General features: G+C 49.7%; 14 protein-coding genes. 6 read left to right on the forward strand and 8 right to left on the reverse strand.

Annotated features, from left to right (window positions below):
• Positions 1-5 precede the first annotated feature (5 nt).
• The 4 genes from ACFOUO_RS03825 to ACFOUO_RS03840 all read right to left on the reverse strand — a co-directional run bounded on the left by ACFOUO_RS03825 (position 6) and on the right by ACFOUO_RS03840 (position 4,486).
• Entirely contained in the window at positions 6-956 is a 951-nt protein-coding gene (locus tag ACFOUO_RS03825; RefSeq protein WP_380702312.1) for an ABC transporter permease, read from the reverse strand.
• Positions 931-2,433, reverse strand: a complete 1,503-nt coding sequence (locus tag ACFOUO_RS03830) for a sugar ABC transporter ATP-binding protein (protein ID WP_380703247.1) — start codon at positions 2,431-2,433, stop codon at positions 931-933. Before ACFOUO_RS03830 ends, ACFOUO_RS03825 begins: the two co-directional genes overlap by 26 nt.
• A gap of 134 nt (positions 2,434-2,567) precedes the next feature.
• On the reverse strand, positions 2,568-3,488 hold the full coding sequence (gene rbsK, locus ACFOUO_RS03835; protein ID WP_380702314.1) for a ribokinase: 921 nt from the start codon (positions 3,486-3,488) through the stop codon (positions 2,568-2,570).
• Positions 3,485-4,486, reverse strand: a complete 1,002-nt coding sequence (locus tag ACFOUO_RS03840) for a LacI family DNA-binding transcriptional regulator (protein WP_380702316.1) — start codon at positions 4,484-4,486, stop codon at positions 3,485-3,487. The genes rbsK and ACFOUO_RS03840 overlap by 4 nt, the downstream gene beginning before the upstream one ends.
• A 193-nt stretch (positions 4,487-4,679) precedes the next feature.
• Here ACFOUO_RS03840 and ACFOUO_RS03845 point away from each other — a divergent pair, with 193 nt between their 5' ends.
• Both ACFOUO_RS03845 and ACFOUO_RS03850 read left to right on the forward strand, forming a co-directional pair.
• Positions 4,680-5,201 (forward strand): DinB family protein, encoded by a 522-nt coding sequence (locus ACFOUO_RS03845; RefSeq protein WP_380702319.1) that lies wholly within the window; start codon positions 4,680-4,682, stop codon positions 5,199-5,201.
• 293 nt (positions 5,202-5,494) lie between these two features.
• Positions 5,495-6,520, forward strand: coding sequence for a M15 family metallopeptidase (locus ACFOUO_RS03850; protein ID WP_380702322.1), 1,026 nt, complete (start codon positions 5,495-5,497; stop codon positions 6,518-6,520).
• 260 nt (positions 6,521-6,780) lie between these two features.
• On the opposite strand, the gene blaI is transcribed toward ACFOUO_RS03850, so the two are convergent.
• The 4 genes from blaI to ACFOUO_RS03870 form a co-directional block, all read right to left on the reverse strand.
• Positions 6,781-7,182, reverse strand: coding sequence for a penicillinase repressor BlaI (gene blaI / locus ACFOUO_RS03855; RefSeq protein ID WP_380702324.1), 402 nt, complete (start codon positions 7,180-7,182; stop codon positions 6,781-6,783).
• 46 nt (positions 7,183-7,228) lie between these two features.
• The gene (locus ACFOUO_RS03860; protein WP_380702327.1) at positions 7,229-9,013 is read right to left on the reverse strand and encodes a BlaR1 family beta-lactam sensor/signal transducer; all 1,785 of its coding nucleotides are present in this window, start codon (positions 9,011-9,013) and stop codon (positions 7,229-7,231) included.
• A 245-nt stretch (positions 9,014-9,258) separates the two neighbouring features.
• Positions 9,259-10,161, reverse strand: a complete 903-nt coding sequence (gene bla / locus ACFOUO_RS03865) for a class A beta-lactamase (RefSeq protein WP_380702330.1) — start codon at positions 10,159-10,161, stop codon at positions 9,259-9,261.
• 405 nt (positions 10,162-10,566) lie between these two features.
• On the reverse strand, positions 10,567-11,688 hold the full coding sequence (locus tag ACFOUO_RS03870; protein WP_380702332.1) for an NAD(P)H-dependent flavin oxidoreductase: 1,122 nt from the start codon (positions 11,686-11,688) through the stop codon (positions 10,567-10,569).
• A 195-nt stretch (positions 11,689-11,883) separates the two neighbouring features.
• Here ACFOUO_RS03870 and ACFOUO_RS03875 point away from each other — a divergent pair, with 195 nt between their 5' ends.
• The 4 genes from ACFOUO_RS03875 to ACFOUO_RS03890 all read left to right on the forward strand — a co-directional run bounded on the left by ACFOUO_RS03875 (position 11,884) and on the right by ACFOUO_RS03890 (position 15,845).
• Complete coding sequence (locus tag ACFOUO_RS03875; RefSeq protein ID WP_380702334.1) at positions 11,884-12,786, forward strand: class I SAM-dependent methyltransferase; 903 nt, start codon at positions 11,884-11,886, stop codon at positions 12,784-12,786.
• Positions 12,787-12,953: 167 nt separating this feature from the next.
• Positions 12,954-14,171 carry a cytochrome P450 family protein gene (locus ACFOUO_RS03880; protein WP_380702336.1) on the forward strand — a complete coding sequence of 406 codons (1,218 nt, stop codon included), beginning with the start codon at positions 12,954-12,956 and terminating at the stop codon, positions 14,169-14,171.
• A gap of 295 nt (positions 14,172-14,466) precedes the next feature.
• Complete coding sequence (locus ACFOUO_RS03885) at positions 14,467-15,567, forward strand: acyltransferase (RefSeq protein ID WP_380702338.1); 1,101 nt, start codon at positions 14,467-14,469, stop codon at positions 15,565-15,567.
• A 65-nt stretch (positions 15,568-15,632) separates the two neighbouring features.
• Positions 15,633-15,845 (forward strand): YhzD family protein, encoded by a 213-nt coding sequence (locus ACFOUO_RS03890; RefSeq protein ID WP_380702340.1) that lies wholly within the window; start codon positions 15,633-15,635, stop codon positions 15,843-15,845.
• Positions 15,846-16,227: the final 382 nt, after the last annotated feature.

The following is a 16,227-nucleotide window of genomic DNA, read 5'->3' on the forward strand; positions in this document are numbered from 1 at the left end:
CCGATCTAGGATTTTTGTGAATGGTCTAGCAGGACAGCCAGAAGAATGACTCCCCCCTTGACCACCTGTTGGTAGAAAGAAGATACATTCAACAGGTTGAGCCCGTTATCCAATACTCCGATAATCATGGCACCGATCAGGGTCCCAGCGATCCAACCTTTCCCCCCCGTCAGGCTCGTTCCCCCTAGTACGACGGCAGCGATGGCATCCAATTCATAGCTGGCCCCGGCGGTCGGCTGGGCGGAGTTAAGCCGGGAAGTCAGGATGATACCTGCCAACGCCGCAAATAGACCACTGATCGTGTAAACTCCCGTTTTCACCCACTCGGTCCGAACTCCGGATAATACCGCTGCCTCCTCATTCCCTCCAATCGCATAGACACGGCGGCCAAAAGGAGTGTGCCGCAAAACGAACCAGAGAATGCCGAAAGAGACTAGCATCCAGATGACTGGGATGGGAATTTCCAAAAAATACCCCTTGCCAACCATGGAAAACAACTCATTGTCGTAAGAGATGGGGCGTCCCTCGGTATAGACGAGAGTAAGCCCTCGAAACACCGTCATCGTAGCCAGGGTGGCAATGAACGGGGCCACTTTCCCTTTGGTTACCAACACCCCATTGGCAGCCCCCATCAAAGCACCGGCGGTCAATCCGGCGAATGCGGCCAGCAAAGGATCGGTCCCCCCTGCCAGCATCCCCGCCGTCAATGCCCCTGATAGGGCAAGGATGGAGCCGACGGATAGATCGATACCTCCCGTCAGGATGACAAAAGTCATCCCAAAACCGAGGAGAGCGTTAATCGAAATTTGGCGCAGAACGTTAAATAGGTTGGAAATACTCAGGAACTCCCGGCTGATCACCGTCAGGACCAGGATGATTCCTCCCAATCCCAGTAAAGGGCCGATTTTTTGCAACCAACCGATCCGGATATCACGGGGTTTGATTTCTATTTGCACGCTGCTTCCCTCCTCCCGATGCAGCCTGTACCACCGCTTCCTGATCCGCTTCGCCCCGCTGATACTCCGCAACGATTCGCCCTTCATGCATGACGAGCAACCGGTCACTCATTCCCAGTACCTCGGGGAGGTCCGAGGAGATGAGCAGGATGGCGATCCCCTCCTGAGTGAGCCGGTTCATCAGCCGATAGATCTCCGCCCTGGCCCCGATATCGATACCCCGGGTAGGCTCGTCCAAAATGAACACTTTAGGACGGCCCGTCAACCATTTGCCGATGGCCACTTTCTGCTGGTTGCCCCCGGATAAAAAACCGGCTTTCTGTTCCACCCCGACAGTGTGGATGGAAAGGCTTTTAATGAGTTCCCGCGATGCTTTCTGTTCCTGGCGCCGCCGAATGACTCCTCCAAGGGAGAGAGCAGGTAGATGGGGCAACATCAGGTTCTCCTTCACGGAACGGGAGAGAACCAGTCCCTCTCCCTTGCGGTCTTCGGTCACATAGGCAAATCCGGCCCGGATCGCGTCCTCAGGACGACGGATGCGGATCGGTTCCCCGTCCACAAGCACGCTTCCCCCATCCGGTTTCTCTACCCCAAACAGGAGGTTCGCCGTCTCTGTGCGGCCCGCTCCCATCAGCCCCGCCATACCCAAAATCTCGCCCGCCCGAATGGCGAAGGAGACTCCTTTCACCTTGCCACGGCGAGTAAGCCCTTTCACACGGAGCCGCTCTTCTCCGGGCGGAACCGACTCTCTGGGAAAACGTTCCCGGATTTCACGACCCACCATCATCCGGACCAGTTCCTCCATGTCCGTCTTTCCCGTATCTCGTGTACCGACGTTCTCACCGTCCCGCAAGACCGTGATGCGGTCACACATCTGAAAGATCTCCTCCATCCGGTGAGAGATGTAGACCATCCCCACTCCCTGTTCTTTCAAGGAAGCGATTACCCGAAAGAGGGATTCGATCTCCCGTTGGGCGAGTGCTGCGGTGGGCTCGTCCATCACGAGAATACGGGCCTTCAGGGAGAGGGCCTTGGCGATCTCCACCATCTGCCGCTGGCCGACGGAGAGATCTCCCACTTTACAGGCAGGATCAAGGGTGACGCCCAGCTTCTCCATCCACCGGAGGGCCTCCTCCCGCATCCGTCGCCATCCAACACGAAACCCACGGCTGAAGGTGTGCTCCCTACCGAGAAACAGGTTTTCCATGACGGAAAGCTGAGGCACCAGGTTAAGTTCCTGATGGATGATGCCCACCCCTAAAGCCACTGCCTCCCTCGGCGAACACATCGACCGCTCCTCGCCTCCGATGAAGATCTTTCCCGCATCCCGGGGAAAGATGCCCCCCAGTACTTTTATCAGGGTGGATTTTCCCGCTCCGTTTTCACCCATGAGGGCATGCACCTCACCAGCGCGAACATCGAAGTCAACGCCTTTCAACACTCGGACGCCGGGAAACCTCTTTTCGATCCCTTCCATTTTCAAAACCGGACCAAGTATACCTTTTCACCCCATCTATAGAATTTCCTTCTAAAAAAAGGCGCAAGAGCAAAATCCCGTTGGCTTTCGGGGTACACTGACCGATGCGGCGTACCACACGCGTACCGCTCCCTTTATTGCTGGAATCCCTCCACCTCTTCCCGGGTGGGCATTCCCGCCTGAGCACCCAATCGCGTGACGGCCAGGGCAGCCGCCTTGTTTGCAAAGGCTGCCGCCTCGGGGAGGGTTCTCCCTTCCGCCAAGGCGCAGGCTAGCCCAGCGTTAAAGGCATCCCCTGCCCCCGTGGTATCTACCGCTTTCACCCGGTGCCCGGAGAGACGGATCCAATCCGCACCAGGCTCCAGGATGGCTGTTCCGTCTTCCCCCAGGGTAGTAACCACCCGACCCGCGCCCCGTTCCAGTAGGCGTTCCATCGCCGCTTTCAGTCCCTCTCCATCCAGGGAGATCCCGGTCAAGAGCTCCAGTTCGGATTGATTGGGAGTGATTACGTCGATATCAGACAGGAGGCCTGCGGGCAGTTCCCTGGCCGGGGCGGGGTTGAGGATCACCTTTTTGCCTGCCTGCCGACCGAGGCAGGCCGCCGCCTCCACCGCCTCCATGGGAATCTCCAATTGCAAGAGCAATACATCCGCTTCCTCGATTAGGCCCCGGTTCCCCTCGACATCAGCCGGTGTCAGGCCTCCGTTTGCGCCGGGAACCACAATAATCGAGTTGTCCCCTTCTGCGAGCAGGATGGAGGCCACTCCTGTCGTCTCCGATTCCGAGGTTCGGACACCTGAGTCATCGACTCCTTGATCGATGAGGGATTTTCGAAGCATTTGGCCGAAGGAGTCCCTCCCTACCGCGCCCACCATCGCAGAGCGAGCCCCCAGACGGGTTGCAGCCACCGCTTGGTTCGCCCCTTTTCCTCCGGGAATGAAATGAACCGCTTCCCCGAGAATCGTCTCTCCCAACCGGGGGGCCCGCCCTGCCTGGACCACGATATCCATATTGAGGCTGCCCACGACTGCAACCGTCGCCCCCGTCCTGTTCATCGTTTCCTCCTCCTTGTCGATTCCCGCTTCAGGAGCAAGACATCCAGTTCATACTCCCGAGGCCCACCCGGTTCACCCTCGATGAGGCGAATCAATTCCATGGCTGCCGTCGCCCCCATTTCGTAGATGGGCTGGGCCACGGTCGTCAACTCCGGAACCGTCACTTCAGTAAGCGCGATGCCGTCGAAACCACACAGGGAAACCTCATCCGGGACTTTCACCCCCATCGCGTGGAGAACTTTGAGAGCGCCGACCGCCATCAGATCGTTTCCAGCAAAAATACCATCCACATCGGGGAAGTGATCCATCAACGCCATGGCCGCCCCCTTGCCTCCTTCCACACTGAAATGGCCGGGGACAATCAACCCGGGATCGAACCAGCCTTTTTCCCCGACGACATCCAGATAGCCCCTCCGTCTTTCTCGGCCTGTGAGCAAATCCCCCGAACCGGCGATGTGAGCCACCCGACGACAGCCGGACTGGAGAAGATGATTGACTGCCATCCGCGCTCCATCTACGTTCCGGGAACGGACGACACTGCAACGCCCCATACCCGGAGTCCGGTCCAACAGGACGAAGGGGATCTCCTGTTCCTCCATGGTAAGGATCTCTTCATCTCCCAAAGTATTGGAAGCAAAGATGATTCCATCCACGTATCGCTTCCGCAGCACATCGATATAGGTCTTTTCCTTAGCCCCCCGATCATCGGAGTTACAGATAATCACGGTGAACTGGTGGGCTCGGGCTGTATCTTCCACCGCCCGGGCCAGCTCGGAAAAGAAGGGATTAACAATGTCCGGAAGGATCATTGCGATCATCATCGTCCTCTTTCCAGCCAGACCCCGGGCAACCGTATTGGGCTCGTAATTCAATTCCTCCATCGCCATCCTCACCTTGGCTTCCGTTGCTAAATTGACATATCCATTCCCGTTTAAAACACGAGACACCGTCGCCACCGATACCCTGGCCTGCTTCGCCACATCTCGGATTGTCGCCATACAGCACCCCCTTCCGATCTCCACGCACCTTTTCAGAATAATGAAACCGATTACAAACACATATCAGGCTATCCTTCCTTCTTCCGTGTGTCAAGTAGGAAATAACAAAATCAATGTAGAAGATTCTTAAAATCCTTTTAAACATTGAAGGTTAAGGTCCTAAAAGCGAGCAAACTAAAGAGGAGTGGGAAAAATGGAAAGCAAAGCTGCCTTGCACCAATTCGAAGAAATCGCCGGACACTATGTTACCGAATTGGACCGGTATTCCCTAGAACAGTTTAGGCAAAAACCGGCGCCGGAGGAGTGGTCGTTGGGCCAAATGTACCATCACCTGCTCATGTCCCTTCGCTTTCAGTTAGGGATGATCGAAAAATGTGCGGAAGGAACAGGGGAACCAGGCAGGGAAAAGACAGGGGCCGGAAAGCATATTTTCCACGTGGGAGAATTCCCAGACATGAAAATCAAGCTTCCCGACCGGCCCGAATTGATACCTGAAAACCCCACGGACAAGAAAGAAGTGAAAGAGCAGCTGCTAGAAACCATAGAAAAAATACGAGAATTGGAGCCGAAGATTGCCTCCATCTCAACCAACCAAAAAGCCCACCACCCCGCTCTCGGTTGGCTGAACGCCACGGAGTGGTTCCAGCTCATTCCCATGCACTTCCGCCACCATCTACGCCAAAAAGAACGGTTGGATCAATGGGTTCTCCAATAGACAAGCAACCGCTCTGACCTCCATCATAACAAGCTATTCTTAACATTCCGCTTCCTCAGCGAACCCCCTGAATCCTCCTTCCCCATAAAAAAAACGGAGCTCCACACCAAATTCGCTGGCTACCCAACAAGCCGATCGTAAACCCCGCTGCTAAAAGGCTGTCGGGGGCTTTTCATTAGGTTTCGGATGGTTCCTCCGATCAGGATTTGATACGATAGAATCGATCCTGCACAATCGCCAGATCATCTATCGAAAAGCCGGTTATCGGCGGTCTATCTAAAACGGAGGCGCGAATGAATCCCTTTCGATTCCTCACCAAGGCAACTCTACTCTGGAGCGCTTTTCTGTTCGTCGGCGGAAGTAGCCACCAACTACCTTCTTCCAGTGACCCGACCTTAAATTCCTTTGCGAAAATTCAGTTTGAAACCGATCAAATCACGGCCGCTCCCGGTTCGACCCATCAGCTGACCGTTTTTTCCGTCGGAAAAGACGGTGCTAAAAAACCGGTCGATTTCTCCCATCTTTCATTCAAGGTGAGTGACCCCTCTCTCGCTACGGTCCTTGCCGACGGCTCGGTCCATGTGAATAACCATGCCGCCCACGGCTCCAAAGAGACCATCACTGCCAAAGCAGGCCACTCCCAAGCCCAATGCGAACTCCTTATCCCCTTCACCCTGGAGCATACCGTGGAGAAAAAGACAGGCGAGCCTCTCCCCGTCGTAACCAATGCCCAAAGCACCGCCGTAGTCGTAAACAAACAACGCCGTCTTCCAGAAGGCTACACCCCGAAAGATCTAGTCGTCCCTAACGTCCCCTTTTCCTTTGAGGGAACACACGAAAAAAAGCATCTTCGCAAAGCGGCTGCTCACGGTCTGGAACGCCTATTTGCAGCCGCAAACAAAGACGACATGGATCTTCGAGCTGTATCCGGCTACCGTTCCTACAAGCGCCAGCAAGAACTGTTTCAAAAATATGTAAAAACCCGAGGAGAGGCAACCGCAAGACGATTCAGCGCCCTCCCCGGTACCAGCGAACACCAAACCGGATTGGCAATCGACCTCTCTTCCCCCAAAGTCGGAAACGAGCTGAATCACCGGTTGGCCGATACCGAGGAAGCCAAATGGCTCGCAAAAAACGCACCCCGGTTCGGCTTCATCGTCCGCTACCCCAAAGGAAAAGAGGCTGTGACAGGCTATGCCTACGAGCCCTGGCACCTTCGCTATGTCGGAAAAACTATCGCCAGGGAAGTCACCCGCCGGGGGATCGTTTTAGAGGAATATTTTGACGGAAGTATCCCGGTCAGCGGGGAGCCAAAATGAGCAATTCCTAGCCTCTTCCGAAATCACCGAAAAAGGCTGTCCATAAAATCGGTCCAAGAAAAGCCGAATTCCGTTTCTACGCACGGAAATTCGGCTTTTTACTTCTCCTTTCCCAATTCATACAGGAGAGATGCTGCATGATGCTTCATGTGCTCGTTGCCGATGATGTCCCCATACATCGTGAAGCCCCTTTACCTTCGAATCGTTCTTACAACGATGCTAATCATGTTGATGAGCAGCTTCATCGCCTTCTTTTCTATTTACTCATTACCCTCATAAGTTTTACGGCTTGGCTTCTCATTTAATATGGACCGCAGTTCCTTGATATCCTCTTCAGTCAAGGAATCCTCTTGGATAAACTGAACCAACATCGATTTCAGCGTGCCACCATAAATTCGCTTAAGAAAAGACTGTGCCTCGGCGCGCTGACATTCTTCCTGCGAGTACAGCGGAAAAAAAGTATAGACCTTTTGATTTTGGTTTACACCGACCACTTTTTTTTGGACTAGACGATCCAAAAGAGTGCGTACTGTTTTAGGCTTCCAATCCGTACGCTCCTGCAAGGAGTGGATGACTTCATTGGCCGTTTGTGGTGCCTTTTCCCAAAGTACGTTCATGACTTCCCATTCCGCTTCCGAGATACCTGGTAATTTTTTAGACACTTTTGTCCTCCTTCTTTGGATGTACAATATTTTTTTCAGCAAATACTCAATATATGCCTTTATTCCTCAAAATAGATAATGTTATTTCTGCTGCCATACTTCCGTTGGTGTTGTCTTCATTTTGTATATTTGTTGCAAAGAAATAAGTGTTCTCCTTGGTCTCTACATACCCAATGAACCAACCGTTAATATTTTTGTTATTTACAGCCCCTGTACCTGTTTTCCCAGAAAGCTGCACACCAGATTTTTCTTCTAATCTGATCGTATCTTTGACGGTCTGGATATTCTTCTCCTTAAATCCAAATTGGTTTGTATAAAAAGCTTTGAGTAATTGCACCTGCTCTACTGGTGATATCTTTAATGAGGATTCTAACCAATATTGTCCTATTCCGCCGGAAAGATCGGTATTACCGTAGCCGATTTGTTTCAGAAAGGCTTGCATATCATCCCGTTGGATTCTTTTATCCAAATCCTCAAAATACCAGTTTACTGAATTTTTCATCGCTGTAAATAAATTCTGATCCATATTCCAAGCATCATAAGGATACTGTATTTCATTCCATTTCATGGTCGAATTTTCACTCGTTATGACATTTGACTCCAATGCAAACAATGCGATGAAAATCTTGTAAGTTGAATCCGGGGAAACTCTCAGTGTGCTTTTATCTTCATTATAGATACGATATTGATCAGCTTGCATATCATATAATACAAAACTTCCGTCAAAACCAGCAAAATATTGGCTCAAATCCTCATAAACAGCCTGCTCACTTTTAAAATCGTAACGAGTATTATCCTCAGCTATCATAGAAATGAATGGAATCTGACTTGCAACAAATCCTCCCACTAGCATAAAAATAGCGATACTCTTGAGCTTCAGCAGCTTTGATTCAGTTGTAAAGGATACAATCTTTTCAATACGTTTTTTTATTTGCTTCTTGGAACTGTTCAGCTGATTTGCAAAAACGAAATCCCTAGGCTGTGATACCCTGTCCACAACATTAATAATCGTATTTCCATATTCGCTATAACAATGCTCATCCAATGAATTTAAAACAGCAACATCACAGGCTATTTCTCGATCTAATCTCATCTCCCTGAAAGCAACCCAAACAAGCGGATTGAACCAGTATAAAATTTGATAAACGACGATCAGATAATTCGTCAAAATATCTTTATATTTATAGTGATTAAGTTCGTGTAAAAAAATGTATTTGATATCCTTCATAGACAGCGATTCTTCAAAGTGAATCGGAAGCACAACATAGGTCTTAAAAAGTCCAAATGTCATTGCAGATTTGACAAGTGGCGATTCCCCTACGTTAATATTCCTCGATATTTTTAAATTCTGCTTGCACTGTTCAAACAAAAGTAGAATCTCTTTATTTTTCACCTCAAATGTATTGCTTTTAATGTCCTTTATCTTTAACCAAGCTTGTATTGTCAGAACAGAAAAAACTAACACTCCTGCCATCCATATACCAGCTATAACGATATTCAGGAAATCCGGAGTGGAACGATTTACAGATAACGTAAAGTCCTGCAACCAATTAACGTTCTGTATCAAATGATCTCCAGCAGCGTTAGTAGGTGCCCCTATACTATTTCTATGATTTTCTTCAAAAAATGTCATATTATTTCCAAAATTAAATAAGTGGTTCGATATAAAAGGGAGTGTTAGTGCAATTAACAATAAAAACCATAGATTATATTGCCATTTCGCCGATAGTTGCTTTTGGAACACTTTTTTCATCAGCATAATTACGGCAATGGTTAAAGAAGATACCGAAAACCCTATAAAAATTTGTGTTGAAATTCCGTTCGTCTCCATCACTCAACCCTTTTCTTTAAAATCTAACACTAACTGATATTACTTGATACCACCCCACACTAGATTAAACAGCTTATTGAAATTCTTTTTAATTTAGTAATAAGCCTCTTAATCTGAGGCTTATTACTTGGCGGAACATACATGCGCCTATTATCAGTATCCCACGGAGTACAGGATATTGAAAGCCCATCTTTCTGGAAACAATGGAACAGCGAGAATCGATTGCTTGGTTGATAATTTATAGTTTACTTCAGGGCATCGAGTGCGACCTTGGTAGCCTGCGCGATAAGCTTATCGTTATATTCGGCATTCTGCTTATCCCGTTTAGAAAGTATTGCAAGAACAATAGGATCTCCTTTCGGTGGCCAAATGATAGCAATGTCATTTCGCGTTCCATATGATCCTGCTCCACTTTTATCTGCAACTTCCCAATCCTTCGGTACTCCCGCACGAATTAATGTATCTCCAGTGGTATTTCTCTTCATCCAATCTGTTAATAACTCACGTTTTTCCGTTGAGAGTGCGTCTCCGATTGTGAAAGCCTTGAGGCTGGTAGCAAGCGCTCTCGGTGTGCTGGTATCATGAGTTTCTCCTGGTTTAACCTCGTTTAACTCCGGTTCAAATCGCTCCGGATTGGTAACAGCATCACCAATTTTCCTGAGAGATTTTTCAAGTTCACTAGGCCCACCCAGTTGTTTAAGTATGAGATTCTGCGCGGTATTGTCACTGTATCGAATAGAAGCATCACAAAGTTCTTTAAGTGTCATTCCTTTATCAACATGCTTCTCTGTGATTGGATTATAATTCACAAGATCATCACGTGTATAGGTGATCCTTTGGTCAAGGTCTGCCATTGACTTTTGTTGTAAAAGTGCTCCTACAGTTAAAGCTTTATGTGTAGATACATATGCAAAACGTTCATCTGATCGATGAGTGACTGTTTGATTTGTGCCAGTGTCCAGTGCAAAGACGCCAAGCCTAGCATCATATTTATCCTCAAGTTTAGCAAAATCCTCTGTAATTGCTGTTTCTTGATTTTGTGGTTTGGGTTGAGCAGAACGGACGTTATCCTCTGAACAACCTACCAGCGCTACACATGAGAGAAGTAGTACAGGGGTGATTTTTTTTAATGCAACCCATGATCTCATTACAATATAACCTCTTTTCAAAAAAATATATTTAACGCTAACAAAATTTAACGACCAAAAAAGTATCACGCTTTTGAAAATCGATCTCATTAGAATTTCCTAGGCGACTTTTTTGAACTTCATTATGCCCCCGAGATACTGGATTCTCCCCCCTTCTTTGAATCAGATTACATATGTAGTACAATACTACATATGTAATCAATAGGTGTCAACCTCCAAGGATGAAACAATCCATTTCCCCAAACAACTGCTGGATGGCAGTTTCACTGGAGTAACGTGAGTAAAGCAACGCCTTACCTTCACCCGAAAGGACTGCGGGGACCCTCACCACATAACCGATGTACTTCCTCGGGCTGGCATATGTAATTACGATCGGCTGCTCTTCTCTCAGTGACCACTCGATGATCAGCTTAATCTCCTCGACCTTGTTCGGGGCTTACCAAAAAATCGCCGCAATCCCAGATGTAAGGGACACGGCGGTTTCAGGACAGTGACGCGGTTCATTAACTCCTTAGCGGATTCTAAACGGCCAAGAGAGGCAGCTTGGCCGCCCCACAAGGACATGTGCTCTCGGTTCCCTTGTCTAGCAGCATACTTTCGCATAGGTTTCGTTAACGCATTCTGCACGGGATAGGGGGGGATGGAAGCAGGGTAATGTTCCATTTCTCGGATAAAGGCGTTTTTAATCCCACGGGCGGGTCTACCGGAAAGAGCGGTGGTGATCACCGTGCTTTCATCGTTGCTATCCATTAATACCCGTTTGTGTTCCTCATGGGCACTGCTTTCCAACGTCGTCAAAAATGCAGAGCCCATTTGAACACCATCGGCTCCCAGGGAGAGGCTTGCTAGAATACCTCTTCCGTCCATGATTCCGCCGGAGGCAATCACCGGAATACTCACATGATCCACCACTTGGAGAACGAGGGCCATCGTTCCGATATACGGAAACTCCGAAGAAGTGTGAAAGGTTCCCCAATGGCCACCCGCTTCACTCCCTTGGGCGACCACGGCATCAACGCCGCTTTCCTCCAGTTCAATCGCTTCTTTTACCATGGTGGCCGTGCCGATCACGATCGTCTGATTGGCATGGAGTTGTTGGATCAGGGATGGGTCAAGAAGCCCAAACGTAAAACTAAAAACGGGAACTTTCTCCTCCAAGATCACATGGATTTGCTCCTCAAAGGAAAGAGAAAGTCCACTTGTCTCCTTCTCCGTTGGAGCTTCCACGAATGCTTCAAACTTCCTCAAATGCTGCTTCATCTGTTGTTCTACAGAGGATTCTTCCTTGTAGGGCTGGGGAACCATCAGGTTTACTGCGAATGGCTGGTCTGTTCGTTTTCGAATCGCTTGAATCCCTTGGCGGATCGCATCCGGAGACAGATAACCGGCACCCAGTGTTCCCAAACCACCCGCATCTGAAACAGCAGCCACTAGCTCGGGACTTGTGACGCCGCCCGCCATCCCGGCTTGAATGATCGGATAAGCGATCGCTAACCGGTCCGTTAATTTCGTCTGCTTCCAAACCATGTGAACTCCCCCTATCAAATAGATCATTTCTATCTATAGGACTCTAGCACCTCCTACCGAGGAATAAAATATCTTGACAAAAATATATTTTTATGTTATAATTAGATTTTAAAATTGAAATTAAAGGCGGATTCGGTATACTTCTTTTATGCTTTCTCTCCATTGAGGAGCAAAGCTTAAAAGGAGGATATACAAATGAAAGAAAACCAAGTCAGCCTTACAGCTATTATGACCGCCTACTTACGTGCCTACCATGCCACGAATGATGCGCCAAAAATTTTTGATGATTTTCTAGCCGAACGTTTGATTCCAGAGGAAAGGCGCGCCCTTATTGAACAAGGATTTTCTCACGCTCTCCTAATGAATGATTCTGAAAGGAACGCGGCATCCTCCGACCAGACGACAAACGCCTTGCCACATTTACTGCAAGCCATGGGATTACCTCATGTCCTCAGCCGTTCCAGATACACGGAAGACACCCTGGAACAGGCTGTAAAACAAGGGGTAGAGCAGTATGTGATACTCGGGGCCGGGATGGATACCTTTGCTTTTCGCCGCCCGGATCTCCTCAGTCAGATTCAGGTATTTGAAGTGGACCACCCGGCGACACAAGCTTTCAAACGGGAGCGACTGGCTGAATTAGCATGGGAAACCCCATCAAATCTTTACTTTGTACCTGTGGACTTCACAAAGGAGAGCTTGGCTGATGCCCTTCAGGGAACTTCGTATGACAGGCAGATAAAAAGTTTTTTTAGCTGGCTCGGTGTCACCATGTACTTAACCCGAAGTGAAGTTTTCGCAACGCTTCGTTCCATTACCAAAGTGGCCCCTGTCAGCAGTACAGTTATTTTCGATTACTTTGTACCGGAAGTAACGGCTTCCCCTTTGAAAGAGAGGCAGGAGGCTTTACGGAAGATCGGCGAGCCGCTTCAAACGACCTTTGACCCGTCAACGCTGGCTTTTGAACTGGAAAGTTTAGGACTCCGCCTTCATGAGGACGTCAGCCCATCCGATATACAAGAGCGCTATTTTCAGAGTCGGACAGATGGTTATTGTGCGAGTAAGCATGTGCGCTTTGCGCGGGCAGTAGTCGAGTAACTATACAATGGCCATGGATTTGCGCCACGTGCCTGTCTCTCTCGGTTTTCATCTTTTTTTATGAAAATGCCCTGATTCCTTGAAAGGGTTTTCATAAAAGGGCGTGGTATCCTTTTCCTGAAGACCCTTAGATTCAAACCATTTCCCCCAGGAAAGGAGACCTGTCTATGAACACCGACGAACAGACGGGCCTGGTGCTGGATTTCTTCTCTCCCCATTTCAAAGAGCAAGCTTTCTCTCTCTATCGAGATCTGCGACAACAAGGAGCAGTTCATCCCGTCCAGTTGTCCGCCGACATTCCCGCCTGGTTGGTCACCCGCTATGATGCGGCTCTGGCCGCTCTCAAAGACTCTCGTTTTATCAAAGATCCTCGTACCCTCCCCGAAGTGGAAGACTTTTGGCTGGATGAAACAGATTTGTTTTCCGAGCACATGCTGGCTTCCGATCCCCCGGACCACACCCGGCTGCGCAACCTCGTCCATAAGGCCTTCACTCCCCGGATGATCGAGGAAATGGAAGGGCGCATCCGCGAAATCGCTAACGACCTGTTGGACAAGCTGGCTTCTTCTCCTAACGGACGGGCTGAACTGATCGACGCTTATGCCTTTCCTTTACCGATTCTGGTTATCAGTGAAATGCTGGGCATCCCCACCGAAGACCGGCAACGATTCCGCAACTGGTCCACCACCTTGCTAGCTGCCACCAACCGACCGGAAAAGTGGGAAGAGATCCAGCCCACAATGGTGGAGTTTCAGGAATATCTGGGTGACTTGTTCGAGAAGCGACGTTCCCACCCTGCCGATGACCTCATCAGCGGATTGGTTCATGTCGAAGAAGAAGGAAACAAGCTCACCTCCAGAGAGTTGTACTCCATGGTTTTCCTGCTCATCGTGGCGGGCCACGAAACGACGGTCAACCTGATTGGAAACGGAATTCTAACCCTATTGCAAACCCCGAATCAATTGGCGCTTCTCCGTGAGAGCCCTGAACGGATCGGGTCGGCGTTGGAAGAGATCCTTCGCTATACCAGCCCGGTGGAGATGGCCACCAATCGCTGGGCGGCGGAAGAGGTATCCTTTTTCGGACAGACCATACCCAAAGGCGGCTTAGTAATTGTAGCCTTGGGTTCCGCCAACCGGGACGGAAACCAATTTCCCCAGCCGGATCGTTTCGATATCACCCGGCAACCCAATCGACACCTGGCCTTTGGGTTGGGAATTCACTACTGCCTTGGTGCTCCGCTGGCTCGCATGGAAGGAAAGATCGCCATTCCTACACTCCTTGACCGCTTTCCTAATTTGGCGCTAGATTTCAAAGGTGAATCCCTCCCCTGGCGGCAGGATTTTCTCATGCGAGGCCTGACTGAGCTTCCCGTCCGTCTTTGATCCCCATCGAAAAAAGATCGTTGGTTTCCATTCCGACGGTCTTTTTTCTTCTTTTTCTTACGGGACGACCGATCCACTCAACAAAACTTTAACACGGTTTTAACTCCCCATTAGCACTGAAACGCTACATTAGAACAAGCGGTAACCCCCTTTACCGTATCCAGCATTCCGGCTCATTTTCCGTACGCTCGGGAAATGAGCCCCTTTTTTAATGACAGGGCCTACGTGGTCGCGTCGTTCGGATCGAGATCAAATGACTTTGCTCTCATTGAACCTATTCAGAAAGGGGATTCCGATGGCACGGACCTTTCTACCCGAAATTAACTTTCTCAGAGGGTTGGCCTGCTTGGGAGTGTTAATTGTTCATGTCAGTGCTACCTATTATTACAAGAACGGACAAGTGTGGGATGAGGCCATCATTTTTCTCAATCAGATCGGCCGGTTCGGCACCCCTGCCTTCGCGGTTCTAAGCGGCTTCCTTCTTTTTTATCCCTATTTTCAAAAGCCCTTTTTCCTTTCCCGTTTCACCCGCTCCAAGCTAGTAAAGATTGTATCTCCCTTTATGGTGTGGGGCCTCTTCTATTTTGCCTTGTCCCAGTGGATCCACCCCAGTTCCCTCCAACTCTCCTTCTCCCAGATCGTCAAACTGTTCGGCCTCGGGCAATCTTTCTACCATCTCTATTTCATGTCGCTCGTCATTCAGTTCTACGCCGTTTTTCCCCTTCTTCAGCGATGGCTTACCACTTCTCTCCGCTGGTGGGTCGCCCTTGGAGGAGCCCTAATTGTCAACACCGTTTTATTGCTCCTTCGGGCTGATCACCTAGACGGGCTAGCCCAGGCCGTCCTGCTTGAAAAAGCTATTCTTCCCTCCTGGATCTTTTATTTCATTTTTGGCGGATTTATCGCTTTTCACTGGGAGCGCCTTTCCCATCACCTGCGAGCCTATGCTTGGTCTTACCTCGTTATTGGTCTTTTGCTGATCCTCGGAGCTATGCTGGAATACCAGCACTTCGGTATTTACACCTCCAAGCGCCTGTCCAATCTGGTAAACATCCCCCTGCTAAGCCTGGCCGTCTTCGCTCTTTTCTCCCTGATAAAAGAGTCTGGCTGGATTGTGCGATCTGTGATGGAAATCGGTTCTCGAGGGTTCGGTATTTACCTGATCCACCCCCTGGTTCTCTTTCTTGCCGGGGAAGTCCTGCCCGCTCCCTGGTGGCATCCTAACCTATTCGGAGCCGTGTATGTGTTGATCTTAGTAGGTTCCATCCTTCTGGTGAAAGCCATCCAGACACTCCCTTTCTCTCAGTATCTGCTCACCGTCCCCAAGGACCCTAGGAGCTCCCACACTCCACACACCCGTATCCCCGATTCTGCCTCGGTAACCGTTTTCAAATAGAGGGTGCCCCCTTCCTACCAATCTCGGTATAATGGAAGAAGAACCATCCTAGAGGGGGAAACCGTATGTACCATATGACCGTCTTTGACCAGACAGGGAGCAAGCTGTACGACGAACCCATCGAAGCCGTCACGGATGCGGAAGCGAAAAAGAAGGGCCTCGACGTCCTAGAAGAAAAGGAGTATCAAGCCTACCCTTTCCGCATTTTCCATTCCTCCGGCCGCCTGGTCGAATTCCAAAGCCACAAAGCAAAGAAAGCCGCCAAAACCGGCGCGTAAACACAAAAACCCGTCGGAAGAACCGGCGGGTTGCGTTTATAAATGGTGTCTCTCTTGAGACTCCACACGGCTGAAGCCATGGGATTCTTGGGTAGTTAGCGCCCTCAGTCCATTTCTGTTTCGGACAACTCCCAAGTTCAGGGCTGTCTCATCAGCCCATCCCATGCAGTTAGAGTGTACCCACATGGGCGGAACGCCTGTTACCAGCGTTCTAGTTCCTGATCGCTCACTCTTATGGTTTTACCCAGCGGGAGAGATTCGTTCGCCGCTGGAACCCCATACCATAACGTTTTCAAGGAACAACCCACTACCAGTGGGATGAGCACCGCTCATATGTTCGATTATATTAGGAATTGGTTGATATTTCCATCCCCGAAGGGGG

Origin of the sequence: Salinithrix halophila (genome assembly GCF_042650125.1) — a bacterium.
GTDB lineage: Bacteria > Bacillota > Bacilli > Thermoactinomycetales > DSM-45169 > Salinithrix > Salinithrix halophila.

Excerpts from the sequence above, each read along its gene's own strand:
- ACFOUO_RS03830 (WP_380703247.1), bottom strand. The coding sequence starts at position 2,433 with ATGGAAGGGATCGAAAAGAGGTTTCCCGGCGTCCGAGTGTTGAAAGGC.
- rbsK (WP_380702314.1), bottom strand. The coding sequence starts at position 3,488 with ATGAACAGGACGGGGGCGACGGTTGCAGTCGTGGGCAGCCTCAATATG.
- ACFOUO_RS03840 (WP_380702316.1), bottom strand. The coding sequence starts at position 4,486 with ATGGCGACAATCCGAGATGTGGCGAAGCAGGCCAGGGTATCGGTGGCG.
- ACFOUO_RS03845 (WP_380702319.1), top strand. The coding sequence starts at position 4,680 with ATGGAAAGCAAAGCTGCCTTGCACCAATTCGAAGAAATCGCCGGACAC.
- ACFOUO_RS03850 (WP_380702322.1), top strand. The coding sequence starts at position 5,495 with ATGAATCCCTTTCGATTCCTCACCAAGGCAACTCTACTCTGGAGCGCT.
- ACFOUO_RS03860 (WP_380702327.1), bottom strand. The coding sequence starts at position 9,013 with ATGGAGACGAACGGAATTTCAACACAAATTTTTATAGGGTTTTCGGTA.
- bla (WP_380702330.1), bottom strand. The coding sequence starts at position 10,161 with ATGAGATCATGGGTTGCATTAAAAAAAATCACCCCTGTACTACTTCTC.
- ACFOUO_RS03870 (WP_380702332.1), bottom strand. The coding sequence starts at position 11,688 with ATGGTTTGGAAGCAGACGAAATTAACGGACCGGTTAGCGATCGCTTAT.
- ACFOUO_RS03875 (WP_380702334.1), top strand. The coding sequence starts at position 11,884 with ATGAAAGAAAACCAAGTCAGCCTTACAGCTATTATGACCGCCTACTTA.
- ACFOUO_RS03880 (WP_380702336.1), top strand. The coding sequence starts at position 12,954 with ATGAACACCGACGAACAGACGGGCCTGGTGCTGGATTTCTTCTCTCCC.
- ACFOUO_RS03885 (WP_380702338.1), top strand. The coding sequence starts at position 14,467 with ATGGCACGGACCTTTCTACCCGAAATTAACTTTCTCAGAGGGTTGGCC.
- ACFOUO_RS03890 (WP_380702340.1), top strand. The coding sequence starts at position 15,633 with ATGTACCATATGACCGTCTTTGACCAGACAGGGAGCAAGCTGTACGAC.